General features: G+C 70.3%; 18 protein-coding genes. 11 read left to right on the forward strand and 7 right to left on the reverse strand.

What is annotated here, in order from left to right:
• Positions 1–5: 5 nt before the first annotated feature.
• Positions 6–2018, reverse strand: coding sequence for an RICIN domain-containing protein (locus ACIHAD_RS19905; RefSeq protein ID WP_397355966.1), 2013 nt, complete (start codon positions 2016–2018; stop codon positions 6–8).
• Positions 2015–4735, reverse strand: coding sequence for a beta-L-arabinofuranosidase domain-containing protein (locus ACIHAD_RS19910; protein WP_397355967.1), 2721 nt, complete (start codon positions 4733–4735; stop codon positions 2015–2017). The genes ACIHAD_RS19905 and ACIHAD_RS19910 overlap by 4 nt, the downstream gene beginning before the upstream one ends.
• Before the next feature lie 673 nt (positions 4736–5408).
• Between ACIHAD_RS19910 and ACIHAD_RS19915 the strand changes: the two genes are divergently transcribed.
• On the forward strand, positions 5409–6038 hold the full coding sequence (locus ACIHAD_RS19915) for a hypothetical protein (protein WP_397355968.1): 630 nt from the start codon (positions 5409–5411) through the stop codon (positions 6036–6038).
• Between the two features lie 437 nt (positions 6039–6475).
• Here ACIHAD_RS19915 and ACIHAD_RS19920 read toward each other — a convergent pair whose 3' ends face one another.
• Entirely contained in the window at positions 6476–7933 is a 1458-nt protein-coding gene (locus ACIHAD_RS19920; protein ID WP_397355969.1) for an endo-1,4-beta-xylanase, read from the reverse strand.
• Positions 7934–8429: 496 nt separating this feature from the next.
• On the opposite strand from ACIHAD_RS19920, the gene ACIHAD_RS19925 reads away from it, so the two are divergent.
• The 5 genes from ACIHAD_RS19925 (at position 8430) to ACIHAD_RS19945 (ending at position 15468) form a co-directional block, all read left to right on the forward strand.
• Positions 8430–9761 carry a PHB depolymerase family esterase gene (locus ACIHAD_RS19925; protein WP_397355970.1) on the forward strand — a complete coding sequence of 444 codons (1332 nt, stop codon included), beginning with the start codon at positions 8430–8432 and terminating at the stop codon, positions 9759–9761.
• A complete protein-coding gene (locus ACIHAD_RS19930; protein WP_397355971.1) occupies positions 9758–11128 on the forward strand; it encodes a PHB depolymerase family esterase in 1371 nt (456 codons plus the stop codon). Before ACIHAD_RS19925 ends, ACIHAD_RS19930 begins: the two co-directional genes overlap by 4 nt.
• Before the next feature lie 205 nt (positions 11129–11333).
• On the forward strand, positions 11334–12455 hold the full coding sequence (locus tag ACIHAD_RS19935; RefSeq protein WP_397355972.1) for a lectin: 1122 nt from the start codon (positions 11334–11336) through the stop codon (positions 12453–12455).
• A gap of 25 nt (positions 12456–12480) precedes the next feature.
• The gene (locus tag ACIHAD_RS19940) at positions 12481–14058 is read left to right on the forward strand and encodes a lectin (RefSeq protein ID WP_397355973.1); all 1578 of its coding nucleotides are present in this window, start codon (positions 12481–12483) and stop codon (positions 14056–14058) included.
• Between the two features lie 78 nt (positions 14059–14136).
• Positions 14137–15468, forward strand: a complete 1332-nt coding sequence (locus ACIHAD_RS19945; protein WP_397355974.1) for a glycoside hydrolase family 43 protein — start codon at positions 14137–14139, stop codon at positions 15466–15468.
• A 589-nt stretch (positions 15469–16057) separates the two neighbouring features.
• Here ACIHAD_RS19945 and ACIHAD_RS19950 read toward each other — a convergent pair.
• Entirely contained in the window at positions 16058–16540 is a 483-nt protein-coding gene (locus tag ACIHAD_RS19950) for an Lrp/AsnC family transcriptional regulator (protein ID WP_397355975.1), read from the reverse strand.
• A gap of 261 nt (positions 16541–16801) precedes the next feature.
• Between ACIHAD_RS19950 and ACIHAD_RS19955 the strand changes: the two genes are divergently transcribed.
• Positions 16802–17782: an aldo/keto reductase gene (locus ACIHAD_RS19955; RefSeq protein WP_397355976.1), complete on the forward strand. Its 981-nt coding sequence runs from the start codon at positions 16802–16804 to the stop codon at positions 17780–17782.
• Between the two features lie 321 nt (positions 17783–18103).
• Here the strand turns inward: ACIHAD_RS19955 and ACIHAD_RS19960 are convergent, their stop codons facing one another.
• Together ACIHAD_RS19960 and cobF are read right to left on the reverse strand one after the other, a co-directional pair.
• A complete protein-coding gene (locus tag ACIHAD_RS19960; protein ID WP_397355977.1) occupies positions 18104–18316 on the reverse strand; it encodes a hypothetical protein in 213 nt (70 codons plus the stop codon).
• Between the two features lie 76 nt (positions 18317–18392).
• Entirely contained in the window at positions 18393–19142 is a 750-nt protein-coding gene (cobF, locus tag ACIHAD_RS19965) for a precorrin-6A synthase (deacetylating) (protein ID WP_397355979.1), read from the reverse strand.
• 52 nt (positions 19143–19194) lie between these two features.
• On the opposite strand from cobF, the gene ACIHAD_RS19970 reads away from it, so the two are divergent.
• Genes ACIHAD_RS19970 through ACIHAD_RS19985 form a run of 4 tightly spaced genes read left to right on the forward strand, consistent with a single transcriptional unit; the run spans position 19195 to position 22352 of the window.
• Positions 19195–19596 (forward strand): pyridoxamine 5'-phosphate oxidase family protein, encoded by a 402-nt coding sequence (locus ACIHAD_RS19970; RefSeq protein ID WP_397355980.1) that lies wholly within the window; start codon positions 19195–19197, stop codon positions 19594–19596.
• Positions 19593–20801, forward strand: coding sequence for a precorrin-6y C5,15-methyltransferase (decarboxylating) subunit CbiE (gene cbiE / locus ACIHAD_RS19975; RefSeq protein ID WP_397355981.1), 1209 nt, complete (start codon positions 19593–19595; stop codon positions 20799–20801). Before ACIHAD_RS19970 ends, cbiE begins: the two co-directional genes overlap by 4 nt.
• A gap of 31 nt (positions 20802–20832) precedes the next feature.
• Positions 20833–21588 (forward strand): precorrin-4 C(11)-methyltransferase, encoded by a 756-nt coding sequence (cobM, locus tag ACIHAD_RS19980; protein WP_397355982.1) that lies wholly within the window; start codon positions 20833–20835, stop codon positions 21586–21588.
• Complete coding sequence (locus tag ACIHAD_RS19985) at positions 21573–22352, forward strand: cobalt-precorrin-6A reductase (RefSeq protein ID WP_397355983.1); 780 nt, start codon at positions 21573–21575, stop codon at positions 22350–22352. The genes cobM and ACIHAD_RS19985 overlap by 16 nt, the downstream gene beginning before the upstream one ends.
• On the opposite strand, the gene ACIHAD_RS19990 is transcribed toward ACIHAD_RS19985, so the two are convergent.
• Complete coding sequence (locus ACIHAD_RS19990; protein ID WP_397355984.1) at positions 22343–23821, reverse strand: precorrin-2 C(20)-methyltransferase; 1479 nt, start codon at positions 23819–23821, stop codon at positions 22343–22345. The genes ACIHAD_RS19985 and ACIHAD_RS19990 overlap by 10 nt on opposite strands.

Below are 23821 nucleotides of genomic sequence, written 5' to 3' on the forward strand. Positions count from 1 at the left end.
TTCGGTCAGGGGGTGGTGAGGTCGAAGCGGCGTACGGTGACCGCGCCGCCCAGGGACTGGGTGGCGTAGTTGAAGATCCCGAAGCGGTAGCCCATGAAGAACTGCCAGGCGTTGTTCAACGTGAAGGCCGGGCCGAGGCTCGTGAAGGTGCTCCCGTCGGTGCTGTAGGAGAAGCGGGCCTGCCTGCCGGAGCCGGGCCGGATGTCGGCGTTGACCCGTAGCCAGATCCGGCCGCCCGAGATGTTCGCGCCCGCCGCCTCGGTGCCGGTGCCGGTGGTCTGCCAAGAGCCGTTCATGGTCAGGCCGTTGGTCATCACGACCCGGTTGACGCCGTTGTCGCGTTTGACGCCGATCCAGGCCGACTGGTCGCGCAGCATCGCCAGCCCTGAGCGGTCGCCGTTGACCATCTGGGAGTAGTCGAGCTCGATCGTCGCCGTGGAGGACGGGCCCTGGATGCGGTGGGTCAGCGTGTTGCGGGCGTTGTAGAGGTCGCCTGTGACGGTCGCGGTCTGCAGGCGCAGGCCGTTGCCGGTGGAGAAGCGGCCGGTGTCGGGGTTGTGGTTCCACTCCCAGCGAGGGCCGAGCGCGACTGAGGTGAAGGTGTCCGGGCCGGTCATGGACGACACGGTGCGGCTGGTCTGGATGTTCGGCTTGGGGTAGGTGGCTCCCCAGCCTCCGTTGACGGTCTGCACGGTCGGCCAGTCGCCGGTCCAGGTGATCGGTGCGAGCGCCGGGACGCGTCCGCCGGGGTAGGCGTCGACGAACGCCATGTAGTACCAGTCGCCGTTCTGGGTCTGGACGAGCCCGCCCTGGTGCGGGACGCCGCCGCCGGAGATCGGGCCGGGCAGGTTGAGCAGGACCTGGCGCATCTCGTACGGGCCCCACGGCGAGGTGGAGCGGAGCACGTACTGGCCGTTGGCGGGGCGGGTCAGCCAGATGTAGTAGTAGCCGTTGCGCTTGTAGAAGCGGGAGCCTTCCAGGGTGCCGACGTTGCTCGGAGTCTGGAACACCTGCTGGGTGCGTACCTGGCTGAGGCCGTCGGCCGAGAGCTGGGCCACGCTGATGGCGCTGTTGCCGTAGGCGACGTACATGGTGTCGTCGGAGTCGATCAGCAGGCCGGCGTCGTAGTAGCAGTTGTTGATCTGTGAGCGCTTGGTCCACGTGCCGTCCACGGCGGAGGCGGTGTAGACGTAGGTCCGGTTGAACTCGACGCAGCCCATCCAGTAGTAGGTGCTGTTGCTGGGCCGGTAGTTCAGGGTCGAGGCCCAGATGCCCTTGACGTACGCCCGGCCGCCGTTGAGGTCGTAGGCGCCGGAGCCGAAGTCGAGCCGCGGCACCGAATGCCCGGCGTACTCCCAGTCGACCAGGTTGTAGGAGCGCAGGATCGGCGCGCCGGGCGAGTAGTGCATGGTCGAGGCCGAGTAGTAGTAGGCGTCGCCGACGCGGATGATGTCGCCGTCGGCGAAGTCCTGCCAGACGACCGGGTTGGTGTAGCCGCCGTCGCCGGTGACCGGGACGAGCTGCCATTGCTGGTTGGCGCCGCCCCAGTCGTCGTACTGGACGATGTTGGCGCCGTCGGCGGTGGAGGCGCCCTGGACCTCCAGGGCCTTGCCGCTGTTGCGGTTGATCAGGCGTACGTGGCCGTCGGGGCTGTCGGCGAGTTTCCACTGCTGGTTGGTGCCGTTGCCGTCGGCCCACTGGACGACGGCGCCGCCGTTGGCGGTGGAGAAGTTGTAGACGTCCAGGACCTTGCCGGAGTGGCGGGACTTGATCCGGTAGTAGCCGCCGCCGGAGTCGACGAACTGCCATTGCTGCTGGTTCTGGTTGTTCCTGGTCCACTGGGTGATGCGGCCGCCGTCGGCGGTGGACAGGTTGTAGACGTCCAGGGCCTTGCCGCTGTTGCGGTTGACCAGGACGTACCAGATGCCGGTGTCGACCGTCGCGGCCGACGCCTCCTGAGCGGTGAGTGCCACGACCACGAGAAGCAGGGCCGACAGAGCCGCGAGGACGCGCCTCACATGAACCTCCAGAGATTGTCGTTCGAGCCGTCGTCGTCGGCGAGCACGACCTGCGCGCCCTGGGATGTGCCTGCCACCCCGAGGACCCGGCCGCCGTTGGCGCACTGGACGCGGAAGGCGGCACCCGACCCGTGGCGCAGCCGCCAGCGATGGTCGGCGGTGCCGTTGTCCGTCCACTGCACGACACGCGACCCGGCGGCGGTGCCCATGTTCTCCACGCCGAGCACCTTCTGGCTGTTGGAGTTGCGCAGCCGCAGGTGGCCGCCGGTGTCGACGATCGCGGTCCACAGGTGGTCGGCGGTGCCGGTGTCACCCCACTGGACGACGAGCGCGCCGTCGGTCGTGGACATGCCGGTGACGCCGAGCACCATCCCGGTGCCCACGTTCTGGATGCGCCGCGCGCCGTTCGGCACGAACCGCCACTGGTTGTCCGGGCTGCCGTCGTCGGGGACCTGGACCACCTGGGCGCCGTTGGCGGTCGAGCCGTTCTGGACGCCGAGCAGCTTGGAGCTGTTGACGTTGCGGATCTTGACCGAGCCGTCGCCGACGTCGGTGACCGTCCAGCGGTGGTCGGCGGTGCCGGTGTCGCCCCACTGGAGCACCCGGGCGTTGTCGGCGGCCGACATGTTCTCGACGCCGAGCACCTTGCCGCTGTGCACGTTGCGGAACCGCAGGGCGTTGCCGTCCGCGACCGGGACCCAGTCGTGGTCGGCGGTGCCGTTGTCGGTCCACTGGAGGGCGGGGCCGCCGTCGGCGGTGGACATGTTCTGGATGCCGAGAACGAGCCCGCTGGCCGCGTTGACCAGCCGGAAGCTCGCCGTGGCGGCGGCGCCCTGGGTGTTCCAGTAGACGACGTAGTTGTGGTCGTACGCCTCGTGGAACGGCCCGAGCCGCACCGGCGCGCCGTCCGCCGTGGCCGTGAAGGTCAGGGAGGAGGTGCTGGTCCGGGTGATCGACGAGGGGTTCAGGGCCGGGGCCGACGACAGGCCGGTGTCGCCGTAGTCGCCCGACAACACGACCGGACCGTAGGTGACGGCCTGCACGCCGGGGTTGTCATCAGCGGCCTTCATGATCACCCGCATGGGCAGGCGCGCGGTGACGGTGTCGCCGGAGGACCACGTCCGGGTGAGGTCGGCGTAGCTGCCCGGCGTGGTCGCGATGTTCTGCTGGACCCCGTTGACGCTGATCGTCGCGCCCTGGGTCCAGGCCGGGATGCGGACGCGCATCGTCCACGATCCGCTCGCGTTCCCGGTGACCTGCAGCGACGTGGTGTCGCCGGCCGGGTAGGAGGTGGTCTGGGTGATCGTGATGCCGCGCGCGCTCCAGTCGAGGGTGGAGGGCACGAACAGGTTCACGTACAGCGTGGTGCCGTTGTGGAAATAGATCGAGTCGGTCAGCTTGGTGTTGGTCTCGATCCCGGTGCCCTGGCAGCACCAGAACGAGCCGTAGTCCGTGCTCCAGGTGCCGCCGCCCCAGGCCGGGCCGACGCCTCGCCGTCCGCCGGGGTTGAGCGGGGTGAAGTAGGTGACGTGCCCATGGGCGTCCGCCGGGTTCTGCTGGCCGAGCAGGTGGTTGAGCAGGGCGTTCTCGTAGTAGTCGAAGTAGTCGGCCCGGTTCGGGGACAGCAGCCACAGCTCCCGGGTCAGCTTGAGCATGTTGTAGGTGTTGCACGCCTCGCCGGTGTCCCTGGTCAGGTAGGAGGCGATCGCGCCGGGGGCGCGGAAGTGCTCGGCCTGGCTGTTGGAGCCGTTCACGTACGTGTGCGCGCCGACCGTGATGGACCAGGCGTTGGCGGCGATGTCGCGGTACCGGGTGGCGCCCGTCGCCTTGTACTCGCGGGCCGCTCCGATCCACTTGGGCACCTGGGTGTTGGCGTGCAGGCCGTTGAGCTGGTCCTGGCCGGCGGCGAGCGGGTTGAAGGCGGCCGCGTGGTCGAACCGCTGGGCCGTGGCCAGCCAGCGGGAGTCGCCGGTCGCCTGGTACAGGTCCGTCAGCACGGCGTTCATGCCGCCGAACTCGGTGCCGAGCATGGCCTGCGTCTGGCTGGAGGTGAGCCGCGACGTACGGGCGTCCACCCATCCGGCCAGGGCCAGCAGCACGGTCCTGGCCTGGGTGTTGCCGGTCTGCCGCCAGACGTCCAGCAGTCCGGCCAGGGTCTTGTGGAGGCAGTAGTAGGGCACGTTGCCGTTGCTCAGGGTTCGGTTCTCCAGTGCCGTGATGTCCGATTCGGGGAAGCCGGACAGATAGCCGGCGGTGAATCCGGCGGCGCCGTTGTTGGCCTGGCATTTGGCCAGTTCGGCCACCATGTAGGTGGCCTTGTCCCGGCAGGTGGTGTCGCCGAGCACGGCGTAGGCCTGCGCCCAGGCCGTCAGGAAATGGCCCTGAACGTGTGATCGGAACGGGAAGCCGGGCGCGTCCCAGCCGCCGTTGGCCGCCGCGCCGCCGGTCGACAGCCGGTGGTTGGCCCGGAAGACGTAGAGCAGCCGGTCGACGTCGACGTAGCGTAAGTAGGCGAGAGCGCGGTTCTGGTTGTCCAGCAGGCGTCCGGAGGTCAGGCGGACCTGGCCGAGGTCGAACTCGTAGGCCGAGACGCCGATGTCGGGTCTGGCCTGGGGGAGTGCGGCCAGGGCGGGTGATGCGCCGGCTGCCTGGCCGACGACCGTGAGCGCGGCGGTCGCGCCCGTGGCCTGGAAGAGCTGACGACGGCTCAAGGACATGCGGAGCTCCTTGGGGATCGGGGGGTGAGGGGCCGTGGCAGGTCGCGTACGCAGGGGGCCCGGCCTTCCTGGAGGCCACCGGTGGTTGTCAGGGGCGGAGTTACGGCTCTTGGGGTGTTAGCGCTAACATTGATCTTTGCAAGCTGCCTGCCCACTTGTGTCGAGGAGTTGTCGCGGAGTACATCTGACGGTCGGGCCCGGCGTCAACAGGCATCACTTGCCGCCGAGCGGGCGTTTCCGGCAGAACGCGTTCCCGTCTGGAGTTTTGCCCGCGTGGAGATCGCTCTGGATGGCTCGTACGTGTGAACGTTTCACAGTAGTTACCGCTTGGTAACAGGAAATTCCCGGTGGATCAGAAGTCGCCGGAGCATCGGGCGCGCCGGCTCTTGTCCTGTCGCAGCGAAGACTGAGCATTGTCATCGAAGGTTGATGACCACTACGGTGTCTCACCGAAGCTTGAGTGACTGCCGGCGCTGGACGTCCGTTGCACCTCACCGACAGCGACGTGCAAGGTCTGTCACGTCGCCGAGGACCGCGGGTTGTGCGGTGTCCCGTTTGATGCGGCCGGTTGCAGTTCGCGGGTTGGATTCACGGGTTGGCGGGAGGCCGCCCTCATGTGGAGCAGTGCTCGCCGATCGGGTCTGGAGGCGTCATCGGGAAACGATCGCATGCGTTGACCGCGACCATGGCGGCGAGCTGGCCAGTGGTCGTGGCCGGACGGTATCTGCTGTGGCTGGAGTACTACGATCGGATCATCGAGCAGCTGATCCTTGGGATCGCGTTCGTCGTGGCCGTGCTCTCCACGTCGTGGTGGGCGCAGAGACTCATACGCCGCCGCGGTGACATCCGCGGTTATGCCGCGGCCGGTGCGACGGTCGTCCTGTGTGCCGCCGTTGTGGTGCTGCCCTGGAACGGGATCTTCGGGCGTACGTGGTTCGCGGTCCATCACGGCAAGTTCGCCGCGCTGGCCCAGCTGGCCAAGGACAGGAAGCTGTCGGCGGACACGCCTTCGGGTGGTTGGGTGCATCTGCCTGATGAGTTCGATGTCCTGCACTTTGATCATCTCAGTACGCAGGATGTGCCGATCGAGCTTTACCCCGGACGTGTTCTCACGATGGGCCTGTCGAACGAGGAAGTGTCGGAGAACATGTTCCTCTACATCTATGACCGGCCTGACGCCGCGCGGGTAAGTCCTTGTGATCTCACCGCGACCACGTTCGACGATTACTGGTGGTGCAGCCGGCTGGGTGACGGCTGGTGGTGGCTGGCGCGCAAGTCGAACTATCCGAATGTGGACGAATAGGCGCGCGAGGCTGAGCGGGGCCGGCATCGCAACCACGCCGCGACCACGACGCTGAGCGCTGGTGGCCGTCACGCGACCTTGGCCAGGCAACCGGTCCAGCTTCTGATCGGTGAGCCGGCGGCGAAGTTCGTCTTGGGCCGGATCGGTGGAGGACTTCCACGTTGTGGTGGCCTGCCGGCTCACCCGACCCGCTTGAAGGATCCGCCGAAGGGGCTTGCGGCTGATCGCTGCCCGGGAAACGATCGATCGTGCTCCGGGGAGCGAACTACGGAGTACCTGCCGCAGCCCACGTCGGCCTGGCTCGTGAACACCCCGAGCGGCCGGGTGCGGCTCACCCTCCCCGCGCCTTGCGGCGAGGGGAGGGGCGCACCGGAGGTGCGGTCAGCGACTGGAGCCGGTCCGGGTCGCCGGTCGCCGGAGCGACCGGCCGGTGCGGCTCACGCGGTGGCGGGGTTGTAGGTCCACTTCTGGTTGGTGCCGCCGTGACAGGTGTAGAGCTGGATCCCGGTGCCGTTGGCGGTGCCCTGGCCGACGGCGTCGAGGCACAGCCCGGACTGCACGCCCACGATGGTGCCGTCGGAGTTGACGCGCCACTTCTGGTTGTCGCCGCCCCAGCAGGAGTAGATCTGGATCTTGGCGCCGTTTCCGGTGCCTGCGGCGTCCAGGCATTTGTTGCCGTACACCCTCAGTTCTCCGGCCGAGGTCTGCGTCCACTGCTGGTTGGTGCGGCCGTTGCAGTCCCACAGCTGCACGGCGGTGCCGTCGGCGGTGCCGGCGTTGGGCACGTCCACGCAGCGGCCGGAGGCCACGCCCTTGATCTGCCCCGCGTCGCCCCCGGGCGTCGGTGTCGTGCCGCCACCGTTGAGCGCGTTGAGTACGGCGGTGTAGGCGGCCTTCTTGTTGCCGTTGCCGTCGAAGAGCAGCGGTGTGGCGTTGGCGCCGAGCCAGGAGTCGCTGTCGCGTACGCCCCAGGTGGTGATGCCGGCGCAACGCGGCACCGCCAGGCAGTCGTTGACCACGTTGGCGTACGTGGTGGCCGAGCCGCCCTGGATGTCCAGCTCGGTGATCTGCACGTCGACGCCCAGCGCGGCGAAGCTCTGGATGGTCGTGCGGTAGTTGCTGTTGTAGGGGCTGTTGCCGTTGAAGTGCGACTGCAGGCCGACGCAGTCGATCGGCACGCCGCGCGCCTTGAAGTCCTTGACCATGGTGTAGACGCCCTGGGTCTTGGCCCAGGTCCAGTTGTCGATGTTGTAGTCGTTGTAGCAGAGCTTGGCGGCCGGGTCGGCGGCGCGCGCGGTGCGGAAGGCGACCTCGATCCAGTCGTTGCCGGTGCGCTGGAGGTTGGAGTCGCGGCGGCCGCCGCCGCTGTCGGCGTAGGCCTCGTTGACCACGTCCCAGGCGTAGATCTTGCCCTTGTAGTGGGCCATGACGCCGTTGATGTGGTCGATCATCGCCTGGCGCAGCGAGCTGCCCGACAGCGACTGCATCCAGCCCGGCTGCTGGGAGTGCCAGGCCAGGGTGTGCCCGCGCACGCGCTTGCCGTTCTGGACGGCCCAGTTGTAGACGCGGTCGCCCTGGGTGAAGTTGAACTGGCCCCGGTTCGGCTCGGTGGCGTCGATCTTCATCTCGTTCTCGGCCGTGACCATGTTGAACTCGCGGCCGGCGATCGTGGTGTAGGCGGAGTCGCCGAGCTTGCCGGAGGCGATGGCGGTGCCGAAGTAGCGTCCGCTCTGCGCGGCGGCCGCGCCGAGCGTGCTCTCGGCGGCGTCGGCCGGAATCGCCGTCGCCAGTGCTGTGATCAGGCCGAGTGCGCCCAAGGCGCCGGTGATCAGTGCCCGGCGGCGCGCGCCGCGCGGCCGCCGGGCGGTCGGTGGGGACATGGCGTTGACACGCATGGTGTGAGCCTCCAAAGGCGAATCATGGGGAAGGGATCGTGCGGGGTACGACCCGTGCGCCGGTGGGGACGCGCACCACAGGCGCCGGGACGGTAGTCCGTGTGCTGGACACCGCCGATCCGATAGGGGGGACCACCTCGGGCACTCAGTGTGGGAATGGCGGCCGAAAATTGTCAAGGACGCAGTGAAAATTTCCGGCTACGCCCGTGCCGTCCGTCTCGGTTATGCAGGTGCAACGTGCATCTTGATGCTCGGAAAGTTTCGTCAGCGCCTGTCGCGGGGAGGCGGATGAAAGTTTCATGGTGACGCTCTCGGCGGCCCGCCTCGATAATTCGAGGTGAGCGCGCTCGGCGGCCGCCTCCTCCGGTCGCCGCGCGCCACGGCGCTCTTGACAGCGCCGTTCCGGCTCGTATTTGCTCCCTCCGTCCCTTCCATCGGCCCGGAAGAGCTCGACCGGTTAGCGCTTTGTTAGCGCTAACAGACGAGAGGTGGATGCATGAAACCAGGCGAATCACGCAGGAGAAGGCGCGCGGGCATCGGAGCCGCGCTGGCGGCTGTGATCACGGCGGCGGCCACCACTTTGGCCATGTTCCTCACCACTGCTCCGGGAGCGTCGGCGGCGGCCTTGACCGAAGTGACGAACTTCGGCACCAATCCCGGCGGGCTGCGGATGTACCTCTACGTCCCCGACAGGGTGGCGGCCAGGCCGGGCGTCCTGGTGGCGATGCACGGCTGCAACGGCTGGGCTCCGGGCTTCCACCAGGGCACCGAGTTCGCCTCGCTGGCAGACCGGTACGGCTTCATCGTCATCTATCCGCAGGCGAACAAGACCGCCAACGGCCTGTCGAACTGCTTCGACGTGTGGTCGAACGAGGCCCTGCGGCACGGCGGAGGCAGTGACCCGGTGTCGATCGTCTCCATGACGAACTACGTGCTGCAACGCTACGGCGGTGACCCGCAGCGGGTGTTCGCGACCGGTTTCTCCTCAGGGGCGATGGAGACCAACAACCTGCTCGCCACCTACCCCGACGTGTTCAAGGCCGGAGCGCCGTTCTCGGGTGTCCCCTACGGCTGCCTCGGGCCCGCCGGATGCGGGGACAAGACGCCGCAGCAGTGGGGCGACCTGGTCAGGAACGCCTACCCCGGCTACACCGGGCCCCGGCCTCGCGTGATGGCCTGGCACGGCACCGCCGACTCCGTCCTGCCGTACACGATGTTGCAGGAGGAGGTCGACCAGTGGACCGACGTCCACGGACTGGGCCAGACCCCCGCCTCCACCGACAGCCCGCAGTCCGGCTGGACACGGCGGGTGTTCGGTTCCGGTCAGGTCGAGGCGTACACCGTCGCCGGCGCCGGCCACGACCTGCCCCACCCGGGGATGGCGGCGTACGCCATCCGCTTCTTCGGCCTGGACGGCGGGTCGTCCACCACGACGCCGACTCCACCACCCGCGGGGCAGATCAAGGGCGTGGCCTCCGGCCGCTGCGTGGACGTGCCCAACGCCGGCACCGCCGACGGCACCGCCGTGCAGCTGTGGGACTGCAACGGCCGCACCAACCAGCAGTGGACGCAGACCTCGGCCGGAGAACTGAGGGTGTACGGCAACAAATGCCTGGACGCCGCAGGCACCGGAAACGGCGCCAAGATCCAGATCTACTCCTGCTGGGGCGGCGACAACCAGAAGTGGCGCGTCAACTCCGACGGCACCATCGTGGGCGTGCAGTCCGGGCTGTGCCTCGACGCCGTCGGCCAGGGCACCGCCAACGGCACCGGGATCCAGCTCTACACCTGTCACGGCGGCACCAACCAGAAGTGGACCCGGACATGATGCCTTTGGCCCGCCGCGTCGGCCGCGGCCCCGCGACGGCCCGGACATCGCGTGCCGCACTGGCGACCGCCGCCGTCCTCCTGATGGCCGCCGCCGTGCTGCTGGGCGTCAGGCCCGCCGCAGCCGCGTCGCTGACCCGGGTAACCGGCTTCGGCAACAACCCGACCAACCTGAACATGTACATCTATGTCCCGGATCGGGTGGCGGCGAGGCCGGCGCTGCTGGTCATGGTGCACTACTGCACCGGCTCGGCCTCCGGGGTGTTCAACGGCGTCGGGCACGACTACGTCACCGCCGCCGACCAGTACGGATACATCATCGTGGTCCCGGAGGCCACCCGCGGCGGCCAGTGCTTCGACGTGTCCACTCCGGCCGCGCTGACACGTGACGGCGGCGGGGACTCCACCGGGATCATGTCGATGGTCAGCTATGCCCGGCAGCACCACGACGTGGACCCCGCCAAGATCGTGGTCAGCGGCTTCTCCTCGGGCGCGATGATGACCAACGTACTCGCCGCGCAGTACCCCGACGTGTTCTCGGCCGCCGCGGCGTTCTCCGGCGTCCCGGCCGGATGCTTCGCCACCACCAACGGGTCCTTGTGGAACAGCGAGTGCTCCGGCGGCCGGATCGTCAAGACCGCCCAGCAGTGGGGCGACCAGGCCCGCGCCATGTTCCCCGGCTACACCGGCGCCTATCCGCGCATGCAGCTCTGGCACGGCACCGTCGACACCACACTGGCCTACGCCAACTTCGGCGAAGAGATCAAGCAGTGGTCCGGCCTGAACGGGGTGAGCCAGACCCCTGCCTACACCGACAGCCCGCGCTCGGGCGTCACCCGCACCCGGTACGGCGGCACCGGAGCCCAGTCGCGGGTCGAGGGGCTCAGCTTCGCGGGGGACGGCCACTCCCTGCCGTTGACGGGCATGTTCCCCTACGCCCTCTCCTTCCTCGGACTCGACGGCACCTCGCCTGGCCCGGCGCCCGGCGGCCAGGTCAAGAACGCGGGGTCGGGCAGGTGTCTCGACGTCGCGGGTGCCTCCCAGGCCAACGGCGCCCAGGCGCAGATCTGGGACTGCCACGGGCAGCCCAACCAGCAGTGGACGTCCACCGCCTCCGGTGAGCTGCGCGTTTACGGCGGCAAGTGCCTGGACGTCGCCAACCGCGCCACCGCCGACGGCAGCGGCGTGATCATCTGGGACTGCGGCGGCCAGAGCAACCAGAAGTGGCGCTTCAACAGCGACGGCTCCATCACCGCCGTCGGGGCGGACAAGTGCCTGGACGTGCCGAGCAACAGCACCGCCAACGGCACCAGGTTGCAGATCTGGACCTGCAACGGCGGCTCCAACCAACGCTGGACCCGCACCTGAGGCTGGTGGCGCCGCCGGATCCCGCCGTCCGGCGGGCCCCGGCCCGGCGTCGGATGCCGGCGCGATGTCAGCGACAGCGAACGTGATCACAGGAGGTCCTGATGTCACAACCAACAGAGGGGTCGATGCGCGGCCCGCGCGACGGGTCAGCGCGGGCGTCATCGGCCGACTCGCCCGGCTCGCGGCCGGTGGCGAGGGGGTGAGCATGCGTACCTGGAGGCGATGGCGGGCCGCCGTACTGACGGTGGCGGCGTTGCTGGCGGTCGGCACGGCGATGGGGACGGGGGTCGCCGGAGCCGAGTCCAACGGCGGGGTACGGGTCATGCCCCTCGGCGACTCGATCACCGAGGGCACGCAGGTGCCGGGCGGGTACCGGATCGGCCTGTGGCAGCGCCTGGCCGGGGGCCGCTACACGGTCGACCTCGTCGGCTCGCAGTTCAACGGGCCCGGCAGCCTGGGCGATCATGATCACGAGGGCCACCCAGGCTGGCGGATCGACCAGATCGACGCGAACCTCACCGGCTGGCTGCGTACGTACACACCGCGCACGCTGCTGCTGCACCTGGGCACCAACGACATCCTGCAGAACTACAACGTGGCCGGCGCTCCGCAACGGCTGTCCACGCTGATCGACCACATCACCGCGGCCGTGCCGGACGCGGACGTCTTCGTCGCGACCATCATCCCGCTGTCCAATGCCGGACAGGAGTCCGCCGCCCGCACCTTCAACGCGGCGATCCCCGGCATCGTCCAGAGCAAGGTGAACAGCGGCAAGCACGTCCATCTGGTCGACATGCACAGCAGGTTGGCCACCTCGGACCTGATCGACGGCGTCCACCCGACCGCCGGCGGTTACGACAAGATGGCCGCCGCCTGGTACGCGGCGCTGCAATCGGTCCCCGGCAGCATCGGCCAGCCGCAGGGCGAACCCTCCGGCGGGACGGAGATCAAAGGCGTGGGCTCGGGCCGTTGCCTGGACGTCACCGGCGTGTCACAGGCCAACGGCGCGCAGGCGCAGATCTGGGACTGCAACGGCCAGAGCAACCAGCGCTGGACGCCGACCAGCGCCGGTGAGCTGCGCGTGTACGGCGGCAAGTGCCTGGACGTGGCCAACCGGAGCACCGCCGACGGCGCCGGCGTGATCATCTGGGACTGCGGCGGCCAGACCAACCAGCAGTGGCGCTTCAACGCCGACGGCTCCATCACCGCCGTCGGTGCGAACAAGTGCCTGGACGTGCCGAGCAACAGCACCGCCAACGGCGTCAAGCTGCAGATCTGGTCCTGCGGCGGCGCCGCCAACCAGCGCTGGACCCGCGCCGGCTCATGACGACACCCAGGAGGTGGAGAAGCGAATGCGCAGAATTCTCGGCCTGACGACGGCCGCGTTGCTGGCGGCCGGCTCCCTCGTCGCGATCGGCGGTGCCACGTCCCCGGCCGTCGCGCTGGAGAACGGCCTCGCCCGTACCCCGCAGATGGGCTGGAACGACTGGAACAGCTTCGGCTGCAACGTCAACGACGGCCTCATCCGCCAGACGGCCGACGCCATGGTCTCCAGTGGCATGGCGGCGGCGGGCTACACCTACGTCAACATCGACGACTGCTGGTCCACCAAGAGCCGGAACGCGAGCGGCGACCTGGTGCCGGATCCGCAGAAGTTCCCCAACGGCATCAAGGCCCTGGCCGACTACGTGCACTCCAAAGGGCTCAAGCTCGGCATCTACTCCTCTGCCGGCACCACGACGTGCGCGGGCTACCCGGCCAGCCTGGGCTACGAGCGGCGGGACGCGGCCCTGTGGGCGTCGTGGGGGATCGACTATCTCAAATACGACAACTGCGGCGACCACCGCGGCATGAACGGGCAGCAGCGGTACACGGCCATGCGGGACGCGCTGGCCGCCGCCGGCCGCCCGATCGTGTACAGCCTGTGCAACTGGGGTCAGGAGAACGTGTGGACCTGGGGGACGCCGGTGGGCAACTCCTGGCGTGACACCGGCGACATCGCGGCCAACTGGAATTCCATCATGGGCATCCTGGACCAGCAGGTCGGGCTGGAGTCGTACTCGGGCCCGGGGGGCTGGAACGACCCGGACATGCTGGAGGTCGGCGTCGGTTCGGTGACGGGCACCGAGGGGCGCGCGCACTTCAGCCTGTGGTCGCTGCTGAACGCGCCCCTCATCGCCGGCAACGACCTCCGTACGATGAGCGCCGACACGCGCACCATCCTCACCAACACCGAGGTCATCGCGGTCAATCAGGACTGGGGCGGGCGGCAGGGCCACAAGATCAGCGACAACGGCAACCTGGAGGTCTGGCGCAAGCCGATGAAGAACGGCTCGGTCGCGGTCGTCCTGCTCAACCGAGGCACCTCGACCGCGACCGTCTCGACCACCGCCGCGGCCCTGGGGCTGGGCTCGGCGTCCTCCTACTCGGTGCGTGACCTGTGGGCGCACACGACGTCCTCCTCGCCGGGGACGATCAGCGCGCCGGTCCCCGGGCACGGGGCGGCCATGTACGTCGTGACGGGAGGCGGCATCGTCCAGCCCACCGCGGTCGCGATCAAGGGAGTGGGCTCGGGCAGGTGCCTCGACGTCGCCGGCGCCTCGCAGGCCAACGGCTCACAGGCGCAGATCTGGGACTGCAACGGCCAGGCCAACCAGCAGTGGACGCCCACCGCGAGCGGCGAACTCCGCGTCTACGGCGGCAAGTGCCTGGACGTGTACGACGGTGGAACCACCGACGGCACCAACGTCATCATCTGGGACTGCAACGGCCAGAGCAACCAGCAGTGGCGCTTCAACGCCGACGGCACCATCACCGCAGTCGGGGCGAACAAGTGCCTGGACGTGCCGAACAACGCCACCGCCAACGGCACCAAGCTGACCATCTGGTCGTGCAACGGCGGCGCCAACCAGCGCTGGACCCGTAACTGACCCGTCATCCCGGGAGCGATCGTGAGAATGGCATTGCGGTTGCCGGCCACCACAAGAGCCGGACGCGGAATCGTATGGGTGCTGGTCCTGCTCGGCCTCGTGGCGCTTCTGCCCGCCCACCCGGCCAGGGCGGACAATCCGATCATCCAGACCGTCTACACCGCCGACCCGGCGCCGCTGGTGCACAACGGACGGGTGTACCTCTACACCGGCCATGACGAGGACGGCTCGACCTGGTTCACCATGAAGGAGTGGCGGGTCTGGTCCTCCGCCGACATGGTGAACTGGACCGACCACGGATCCCCGCTGAGCCTGACCACCTTCAGCTGGGCGAAGTCCGACGCCTGGGCGGGACAGACCATCTACCGGAACGGGCAGTTCTACTGGTACGTGCCCACGACCAACCGGGCGACCGGCCGGATGGCCATCGGGGTGGCCGTCTCCGACAGTCCGACCGGGCCGTTCAGGGACGCACTCGGACGGCCGCTGATCGAGAACGGTGAGATCGACCCGACGGTCTTCATCGACGACGACGGGCAGGCCTACCTCTACTGGGGCAATCCTCGGCTCTGGTACGTGAAGCTGAACGCCGACATGACCTCGTACTCGGGGAGCGCGACGCAGATCCCGCTCACCACGGCGGGATTCGGCACCAGGACGGGTGACGCCAACCGCCCGACGCTGTTCGAAGAGGGACCCTGGGTCTACAAGCGGAACGGCCTGTACTACCTCGTGTTCGCGGCCAAGTGCTGCTCGGAGTTCATCGCCTACTCCACGGCCCCCGGCCCCACCGGGCCCTGGACCTACCGAGGGACGATCATGCCCACGCAGGGCGGCAGTTTCACCAACCACGCGGGCATCGTCGACTACCAGGGCGGCTCGTACTTCTTCTACCACAACGGCGCACTGCCGGGCGGCGGCGGCTTCACCCGTTCGGTGGCCGTGGAGAAGTTCACCTACGGCTCCGGCGGCACGATCCCGACGATCAACATGACCGCGTCCGGGGCGCCGCAGGTGGGCACCCTCAACCCGTACGTCCGCCAGGAGGCCGAGACGATCGCCTGGGAGTCCGGGGTCGAGACCGAGCCCTCCAGCGAAGGCGGGATGAACGTCGGCTGGATCGAGAACGGCGACTCCATCAAGGTCAAGGGCGTCGCGTTCGGCGCCGGCGCCAGGACCTTCGCCGCGCGGGTCGCCTCGGCGTCCAGCGGCGGCAGGCTCGAACTACGCCTGGACGGCGTCAACGGCCCGTCGGCCGGGACGTGCACCGTGCCGGGCACGGGCGGCTGGCAGACCTGGACCACCGTGTCCTGTCCGGTCAGTGGCGCGACCGGCACCCGCGACCTGTACCTGAAGTTCACCGGCGGAAGCGGCTACCTGTTCAACATGAACTGGTGGCAGTTCGGCTGACGTCTCCCGCGCGCCACCGGTGTCCCTGCCGCCCGCCCCCTGCCCCGGCTGCCATACCCGGGAGCCCGGGGCTACGGGGCCTCGGCAGCGCCCCTCGGAACTTCTGAGGCTCCCCGCGCCCGCCTCCGGGTTTCGGTCCAGGCGTTCGGGGATGAGTCCGGCGCTTGCTTCCCCGACAACGGCGGCGAGCGCCGTCACTTGCTGTGGCCTGCGGCAACGCCCTACTTTGCCCCTGGTTACAGCGACCCGAGCGCCGGGCCCCATGGACGGCAGCGGCCTGCACGTCCTGCTGCGCGTCCACCGCGAGGTGCGCCGGCAGGGCGGCATCCTGCACCTGGCCGCAGTGACGGACATGCCTGCCCGCCCGCCTGCTGCGGATCACCGAAGTCTGGGACGCGCGGGACCTCCATCCCAGCGTCGAGGACGCGATCATCGCACTGCTCGGCCCGCCGGCATCACGCCTGCGGAAGCCGTCGTGATCCCGGGCCCTACCCTGTTCCCGCAATTTCTCTCACTCTCCGCCTCATGGACAGGACCTGCTCGGCCACCTGCCCACGTGGTTCGCTACATCTGCGAGCCGTGAAGGCGCTCACTCCAGGGGCAGCGGGCGGCGCGGCACGGGCGCGGTGTGGATGAGAGACGTGGTCGTCTGACCGTACGGGGTGAACAGGTCGAGGATCGGCTCGAGCTCGTCGACCGCCCGCAGGTGCATCGTGAAGTAGAAACAGTCGTCGCCGGTCATCCGGTAGCACTCGACGATCTGGGGAACCTCCTGGGCGATCTTGGCAATGCGCTGGAGCTCCCGGACCGCCGGGCGGATGCGCACCATCACCGTCACCGGAAAGCCCAGAGCCCGCGGATCGACCTCGGCGCGATAGCCGATGATCGCCCCGGTCTCCTCCAGCCGCTGCACCCTGTCGGCCACCGCCGGCGCCGACAGGGCGACCCGGCGTCCCAGCTCGGCGAAGCTCACCCGCGCGTCGACCTGCAGCTCGGTGAGAATACGAAGGTCGAGGGCGTCGATCTTCTTCGGTTCGTACGTCCGCTCGGGCCGGATCCTTCGATTCACCATTCTTCTAAATTACGGCTTGGCCGACGATGTCGTCATGCCGCTCCCCGGCCCCCGCGCCGTCCTGTCCGCGGCGCCTTCCTGGATCTACTTCGCCGGAAGCGCCGTCTTCCACTACCTCGGCCCGGCCTTCGCCGTGCTCCTGTTCGACAGGCTCGCCCCGCTCGGGGTGGCGTCGCTCTCGTGGTGCCATCCGTCGCGCTCCACCGAGAAACCCCTCCGGCAGCGGCGAAGACCCGCACTTTCACAAGAAGGTAAGGCTAAATGCGCTATATGAGGCTGGGCTCGTCAGGACTGCGCGTCTCCCGGATCTGCCTGGGCATGATGACGTACGGCGATCCGGACAACTGGGCGTGGATGCTGCGAGAGGACGCGGCCGAGCCGATCGTACGGCGTGCGGTCGAGGCCGGTGTGACGTTCTTCGACACCGCCGACATGTACTCCGGCGGCGCGAGCGAGGAGATCACCGGGCGACTGCTCGGCAAGCTCTTCGAGCGCCGCGACGACTATGTCCTGGCCACGAAGGTCTACTTCCCCATGGGGCTGGGCCCCAACGACCGCGGGCTGTCTCGCAAACACGTGCTGGCCGCCATCGACGCCTCGCTGACCAGGCTGGGAACTGACTATGTCGATCTGTACCAGATCCACCGCTGGGACGACGAGACGCCCATCGAGGAGACCATGGAGGCCCTGCACGACGTGGTACGGGCCGGCAAGGCCCGCTACATCGGGGCCTCCAGCATGTACGCCTGGCAGTTCGCCAAAGCGCAGCACACCGCGCAGACGGCCGGTTGGACCAGGTTCGTGTCGATGCAGAATCACTACAACCTCGTGTACCGCGAGGAGGAACGCGAGATGCTCCCGCTCTGCCGGGACCAGGGGGTGGGCGTCATCCCGTGGAGCCCGCTGGCGCGCGGCCTGCTCAGCGGGAGCCGCCACCGCGACGGCCGGCGCCGCACGGTGCGATCCGGCAGCGACCTGCTGGCCGGCAGCATGTACACCGACGCGGACTTCGACGTCGTCGACGTGGTGCGCGCGGTCGCCGCCGAGCGAGGCCTGCCGCCGGCGCAGCTCGCGCTCGCCTGGCTGCTAGGCAGACCGGGGGTGACCGCGCCGATCGTCGGGGCGAGCAAGGTGAGCCACCTGGACGACGCGGTCGCGGCGGTGGAGGTGTCGCTGAGCGAGGAGGAGACGGCCCGGCTGGAGGTCCCTTACCGGCCTCACCAGGTCATCGGCCACTCCTGAGAGCCTGCTGACCAAGAGCTTGGTCGCGAAGGAAGCGGTCCGGGGATCATCTGTTGCGCGACACTGCTCGTGAGCATAGGGAGTCGCTGCGGGTGACTACGGGCTCGGAGGCCCGGCGCTCGGGTCGCTGTAACCAGGGGCAAAGTAGGGCTTTGCCGCAGGCCACAGCGAGTGATGGCTGTGGCGCCCGCCTCCGGGTTTCGGTCCAGGCGTTCGGGGACGAGTCCGGCGCTTGCTTCCCCGACAACGGTGGCGAGCGCGTTTCCGCAGGTCGCGTTGCTTGCTAACGGTCCCTTTGTCAACCCGTCCGAGAGCTTCCTGTTACTCACAGCTACTTTGCGTCTGGTGACACGAACCCTTGCGAGCACCGGGCCGTTGCGCGAACAGCGCGGCGACCAGGCATGCGACCAGGACGATCTCGCCGATCAGGTCGCTCCAGCGGGCCGGTCGCGGCTCGTCGATCGCGGCCAGCCGGTCCGGCGTCCACGGCTCGGCGAGGGCGGCGCTGTCGGGCTGCTCGCCGCGTTGGCGCATCCTGCGAGCCGGACAGGCGCCGCTGGTCACGACACGGCTACGCCCGGCTTGCGTACGTCGTGAGCTGTGGCGACCGTTACCGGGGGATGCGGCGAAGCAGGTACGTGTCCATGATCCAGCCCTTGCGGGCGCGGGCCTCATCGCGCAGCGCGCGGATGCGTTCGCCGACCTCGGACACCGGCCCCGACACCAGGATCTCGTCCGGCGTTCCCAGGTAGGCGCCCCAGTAGATGTGGAAGTCGTCGAGGCCGGTGAAGGAGCAGTGGGCGTCGAGCATGACGACCACGTCGTCGGCGGTGGGGCCCCGCTCGGCCAGGCGGCGGCCGGTGGTGAGGTGCGTGGGCCGGCCGACCTGGGTGAGGCCGACGCGGTGGCGGGCGGTGAGGGCGGCGACGCTGCTGATGCCGGGGACGACCTCGACGTCGAAGGCGACGTTCCCGCGGCCCAGGATCTCATCCAGGATGGCCAGCGTGCTGTCGTAGACGGCCGGGTCGCCCCACACCAGGAACGCGCCGGTCTCGCCGTCGCCCAGCTCGTCGCGGACGAGCGCTTCGCAGGCGAGCGAGCGGCGCGAGCGCCAGTCCTCGACGGCGGCGGTGTAGGCGGGGGAGGTGCGGTCGCGTTCGGGGTCGCGGGCCTCGGCGATCCGGTACGGCTCCCGGCCGTGCTCGGCGATCAGGTCGAGCCGGAGCTGGACCAGCTCGTGCTTGACCTCGCCCTTGTCGACGACGAAGAACACGTCCGTGGCGGCGATGGCCTTGACCGCCTGGAGGGTGAGATGGTCGGGGTCGCCGGCGCCGATCCCGATGACGAGGAGCCGTTTCACCCGCCAAAGTCTGCCAGACGAGCACATATACGATGTCCATCGCGAAACCGCTATGAGGAGGATCGTGAACCTGGCCGAGCAGGGCGCCGCCTTCGCCGCCTTCTGGCAGGAGCGGCACCTGTGCACGCTCGCCACCGCCCGTTCCGGCGGCCGCCCGCCGCACGTCGTGCCGGTGGGGGCCACGCTGGACCTGGCCGCGGGCATCGCCAGGGTGATCACTTCGGGCACGTCCCACAAGGCCGGGCTCATCGGCACGGCGGGCGCGCAGGTCGCGCTCTGCCAGGTGGACGGCCGGCGCTGGTCCACGCTGGAGGGCCGGGCCGTGATCCGCGCCGAGCCGGACGAGGTGGCCGAGGCGGAGCGCCGGTACGCCGCCCGGTACAAGCCGCCCCGGGTCAATCCGTCGCGGGTGGTGGTGGAGATCCAGGTGACGCGCGTGCTGGGCAACGTGTGATCACGGTCGTCGGGATCGGCGCGGACGGCTGGGCCGGGCTGGCCCCGGGCTCGCGGCGCGCCGTGGAGGCGGCCGGCGTGCTCATGGGCGGCCACCGGCAGCTCGACCTCGTCCCGGACTCGGAGGCCGATCGGGTGGCCTGGCCGTCCCCGCTGCTGCCCGCGCTGCCCGCGCTCATGGACCGGTACGCCGGCCGCGAGGTGTGCGTCCTGGCCAGCGGAGATCCCCTGTTCTTCGGCATCGGCTCGACGCTGGTCCGGCTGCTGGGCGCGGAACGCGTCCTGGTGCTGCCGCACGTGTCGTCGTTGTCGCTGGCCTGCGCCCGGCTCGGCTGGCCGGTCGAGCAGGTGGACGTCCTCAGCCTGGTGGGCCGCCCGCCCGCGGCGCTGGCCGCCGCGCTCCAGCCGGGCCGCCGTCTCGTCGTGCTCGGCGCGGGGCCCGACTCGCCGTCGGTGGTCGCCGGGCTGCTCGTCCGGCACGGGTACGGTCCGAGCCCGATGACGGTGCTGTCGGACCTGGGCGGCCCGCGGGAGTCCGAACGGCGGGGTACGGCGGAGGGCTGGGCGGAGGGCCAGGCGTCCCCGCTCCACGTGATCGCCGTCGAGTGCGTCCTCGCCCGTGACGCCGAGCCCCTGGCCAGGGTGCCGGGGCTGCCCGACGGCGCGTACGAGCACGACGGGCAGCTCACCAAGCGGGAGGTCCGCGCCGTCAGCCTGTCCCGCCTGGCCCCGATGCCCGGCGAGCTGCTGTGGGACGTCGGCGCCGGGGCGGGCAGCATCGCCGTCGAGTGGATGCGCAGCCACCCGTCGTGCGCGGCCGTGGCGATCGAGAGCAGGGCCGACCGGGCCGCCGCCGTCCGGCGCAACGCCGAGCGGCTCGGCGTGCCGTCGATGCGCGTGGTCGAGGGCAAGGCCCCCGGGGCGCTGGACGGGCTGCCCGAGCCGGACGCGGTGTTCGTCGGCGGCGGCGCGACCGCCCCCGGCCTGCTGGAACGCTGCTGGTCGGCGCTGCGCCCCGGCGGCCGGCTGGTGGTGAACGCCGTCACCCTGGAGTCCGAGGCCGTCCTCGCCCACTGGTACGGCAGGCTCGGCGGCGACCTGGTGCGCGTGAGCGTCCAGCGGGCGTCGCCGGTCGGCGGGTTCACCGGATGGCGGGCGGCGATGCCGGTGACCGTGTGGTCGATCACGAGGAAGGACCAGCCGTGACCGTGTGGTCGATGACGAAGAGGGACCAGCCGTGACCGTGTACTTCGTCGGAGCCGGTCCCGGCGCCGCCGACCTGATCACGCTGCGCGGCCTGCGGCGGCTGGAGTCGTCGCCGGTCTGCCTGTACGCCGGGTCGCTGGTGCCGCGCGAGCTGCTCGACGCCTGCCCACAGGGAGCCAGGCTGGTGAACACGGCCGACCTGACGCTCGACGAGATCGTCGCCGAGCTGGCCGCCGCGCACCGCGACGGTCTCGACGTGACCCGGCTGCACTCGGGCGACCCGTCGGTGTTCAGCGCCGTGGCCGAGCAGATGCGCAGGCTGGACGCCCTCGGCGTGCCGTACGAGGCGGTGCCCGGGGTTCCGGCGTTCGCGGCGGCGGCGGCCGCGCTGGGCCGGGAGCTGACCGTGCCCGGCGTCGGCCAGACGGTCATCCTGACGCGTACCTCCGCCCGCGCCACCCCCATGCCGGACGGCGAGGACCTCGGCACGCTCGGCGCGAGCCGGGCCACGATGGTGCTGCACCTGGCCGTGCAGCGGATCGACGCGGTGGTCGCCGAGCTGCTGCCCTCCTACGGCCCGGACTGCCCGGCGGCCGTGGTGGCGCGGGCGAGCCGGGCCGACGAGGTGATCCTGCGCGGGACGCTGGCCGACATCGCCGGGCAGGTCCACCGGGCCGGGATCCGGCGGACGGCCGTGATCGTCGTGGGCCGGGTACTGTCGGCGACGCAGTTCCCCGACAGCCATCTCTACAGCGCGGCGAGGGAGCGGGCGTGCGAGGGGTCCTGATCCTCGGCGGCACCGCGGAGGCGCGGGCTCTGGCCGCCGAGCTGGCCGCCGATCCCGGGCTGCGCGTGGTGTCGTCGCTGGCGGGGCGGGTGAGCAATCCGCGGCTGCCGGTGGGCGAGGTGCGCGAGGGCGGGTTCGGCGGTGCGCGGGGGCTGGCGGACTGGCTGGTGAAGGAGCGCGTCGAGCTGGTGGTCGATGCCACGCATCCGTTCGCCGAGCGGATGACCGCCTCAGGGGTGGCAGCCTGCGCGGCGGCCGGGGTGCCGCTGCTGGTGCTCCGGCGTCCGGGCTGGCGTGAGGGGCCGGGCGACGCCTGGCTGCGGGTCGGCTCCCTCCAGAGGGCGGCCGAGCTGCTGGCCACCGGCGGCCGGCGAACCACGGCTGGGCGGACGGGCGTTCGCGGGCCGGAGCCGGTGCGCGTCTTCCTCACCACCGGCCGTCGCAGCCTGCCGGTGTTCGCGCCGCTGCCCGGCGTATGGCTGCTGGCCAGGTCGGTGGACCCGCCGGAGGGGCCCGTGCCGGCGAACGTGCACGTCCTGCTGGACCGTGGACCGTACACCGTGGAGGGCGAGCGCGCCCTGATCCGGGAGCACCGCCTGGACGTGCTGGTGACCAAGGACAGCGGCGGGAGCATGACCACGGCCAAGCTCGACGCGGCGCGCGAGCTCGGCCTGCCAGTGATCATGGTGGACCGGCCGCCGCCGCCGTCGGGCGTCCGGACCACGGACAGCGTGGCGGCGGCGGTGGCCTGGGTTCAGGGGTAGCGGCGCGGGGTGTAGACGACGCCGCCTTCGGTGGCCCGGGTCGTGGACGAGCCGATGATCAGCAGGCAGCGCATGTCCACCTGGCCGGGGTCCAGCTCGCCGAGCGTGGTGACCGTGACGCTCTCCTCCGGGCCGCCGACGTCGCGGCCGATCACCACGGGGGTGCCCGGCGCGCGGTGCTCCAGCAGCAGGTCCCGGGCGGCGGCGACCTGCCACGTACGGCTGCGCGAGGCCGGGTTGTAGATCGCCAGCACCAGGTCCGCCCGCGCGGCGGCGGACAGCCGGTCGGCCACCACCTCCCACGGCTTGAGCAGGTCGGACAGCGACAGCACGCAGTAGTCGTGACCGAGCGGCGCGCCCGCCCTGGCCGCCACCGCCTGGGCGGCGGTCAGTCCCGGCACGACCCGCACGGGCACGTCCGGGAAGTCGGCGGCGGCTTCGAGCACGGCGCTGGCCATGGCGAACACGCCCGGGTCGCCGGACGACACGACCGCCACGCGGGCCCCGTCCCGGGCCAGCTCAAGGGCGTGCCTGGCGCGTTCGGCCTCCACCCGGTTGTCGGTGCGGTGGCGGCGCTGGCGCGGGTTCGGGGCCACGCGGTCCACGTAGGGGCCGTACCCGACGAGGTCGGTGGCGGCGGCCAGCGCCTCCTGCGCCTCGGGCGTCAGCCACGGCCGCCCGGCCGGGCCCAGCCCGACCACGACCACCTCGCCGGCCCCCTCCGGCGCCGGGCGTTCGGGGACGAAGGTGTGCTCGGCCGGGCTGGCCAACAGGGCCAGCGAGAAGTACGGGACGCCGGCCGGGTCCACGTCCTTGAGCGGCGCGACCCGCTCGGCGCCCATGGTGGCGCGCTCGACGTACCAGGCGTCGTCGAGCCGCCCGGCCTCGGCCAGCGCGTCGCGCACCTTCTCGAACGTGCGGCCCAGCTTCAGCACGGCGGCGGAGTCGGTGTCGCGCAGCCGCTCGGCCAGCGCCTCGGCGGCCAGCGTGCCGGGCAGCACGGTCAGCACCTCGTCCCGCTCCACCAGCGGACGCCCGAGCACGGCGGAGGCGGCGCTGACCGAGGTGACCCCGGGGACGACCTCGGTCGGATAGCGGTGGGCGAGGCGCTTGTGCAGGTGCATGTAGGAGCCGTAGAACAGCGGGTCGCCCTCGGCCAGCACGACCACCGTGCGGCCCGCGTCCAGGTGGGCGGCCAGGCGTTCGGCGCAGTCGGCGTAGAAGTCGTCGAGCGCCCCCTGGTAGCCGCCCGGATGGTCGGTGGTCTCCGTGGTCAGCGGGTAGAGCAGCAGCTCCTCGATCTGGCCTTCGCGCATGTACGGCTTGGCGATCGAACGGGCGATGCTGCGGCCGTGCCGGGCGGCGTGGTACGCGATCACCTCCGCCTCGCCGATCAGCCGGGCCGTCCTGACCGTGACCAGCTCGGGGTCGCCGGGGCCCAGGCCGACTCCGTACAGGCGTCCTGTCAT

Origin of the sequence: Nonomuraea sp. NPDC052265 (assembly GCF_044547985.1) — a bacterium.
Taxonomy (GTDB): domain Bacteria; phylum Actinomycetota; class Actinomycetes; order Streptosporangiales; family Streptosporangiaceae; genus Nonomuraea.

Coding starts and splice junctions, on each gene's coding strand:
- ACIHAD_RS19910 (WP_397355967.1), bottom strand. CDS start 4,735: ATGTCCTTGAGCCGTCGTCAGCTCTTCCAGGCCACGGGCGCGACCGCC.
- ACIHAD_RS19920 (WP_397355969.1), bottom strand. CDS start 7,933: ATGCGTGTCAACGCCATGTCCCCACCGACCGCCCGGCGGCCGCGCGGC.
- ACIHAD_RS19925 (WP_397355970.1), top strand. CDS start 8,430: ATGAAACCAGGCGAATCACGCAGGAGAAGGCGCGCGGGCATCGGAGCC.
- ACIHAD_RS19930 (WP_397355971.1), top strand. CDS start 9,758: ATGATGCCTTTGGCCCGCCGCGTCGGCCGCGGCCCCGCGACGGCCCGG.
- ACIHAD_RS19935 (WP_397355972.1), top strand. CDS start 11,334: ATGCGTACCTGGAGGCGATGGCGGGCCGCCGTACTGACGGTGGCGGCG.
- ACIHAD_RS19940 (WP_397355973.1), top strand. CDS start 12,481: ATGCGCAGAATTCTCGGCCTGACGACGGCCGCGTTGCTGGCGGCCGGC.
- ACIHAD_RS19950 (WP_397355975.1), bottom strand. CDS start 16,540: ATGGTGAATCGAAGGATCCGGCCCGAGCGGACGTACGAACCGAAGAAG.
- ACIHAD_RS19955 (WP_397355976.1), top strand. CDS start 16,802: ATGCGCTATATGAGGCTGGGCTCGTCAGGACTGCGCGTCTCCCGGATC.
- ACIHAD_RS19960 (WP_397355977.1), bottom strand. CDS start 18,316: ATGCGCCAACGCGGCGAGCAGCCCGACAGCGCCGCCCTCGCCGAGCCG.
- ACIHAD_RS19970 (WP_397355980.1), top strand. CDS start 19,195: ATGAGGAGGATCGTGAACCTGGCCGAGCAGGGCGCCGCCTTCGCCGCC.
- ACIHAD_RS19990 (WP_397355984.1), bottom strand. CDS start 23,821: ATGACAGGACGCCTGTACGGAGTCGGCCTGGGCCCCGGCGACCCCGAG.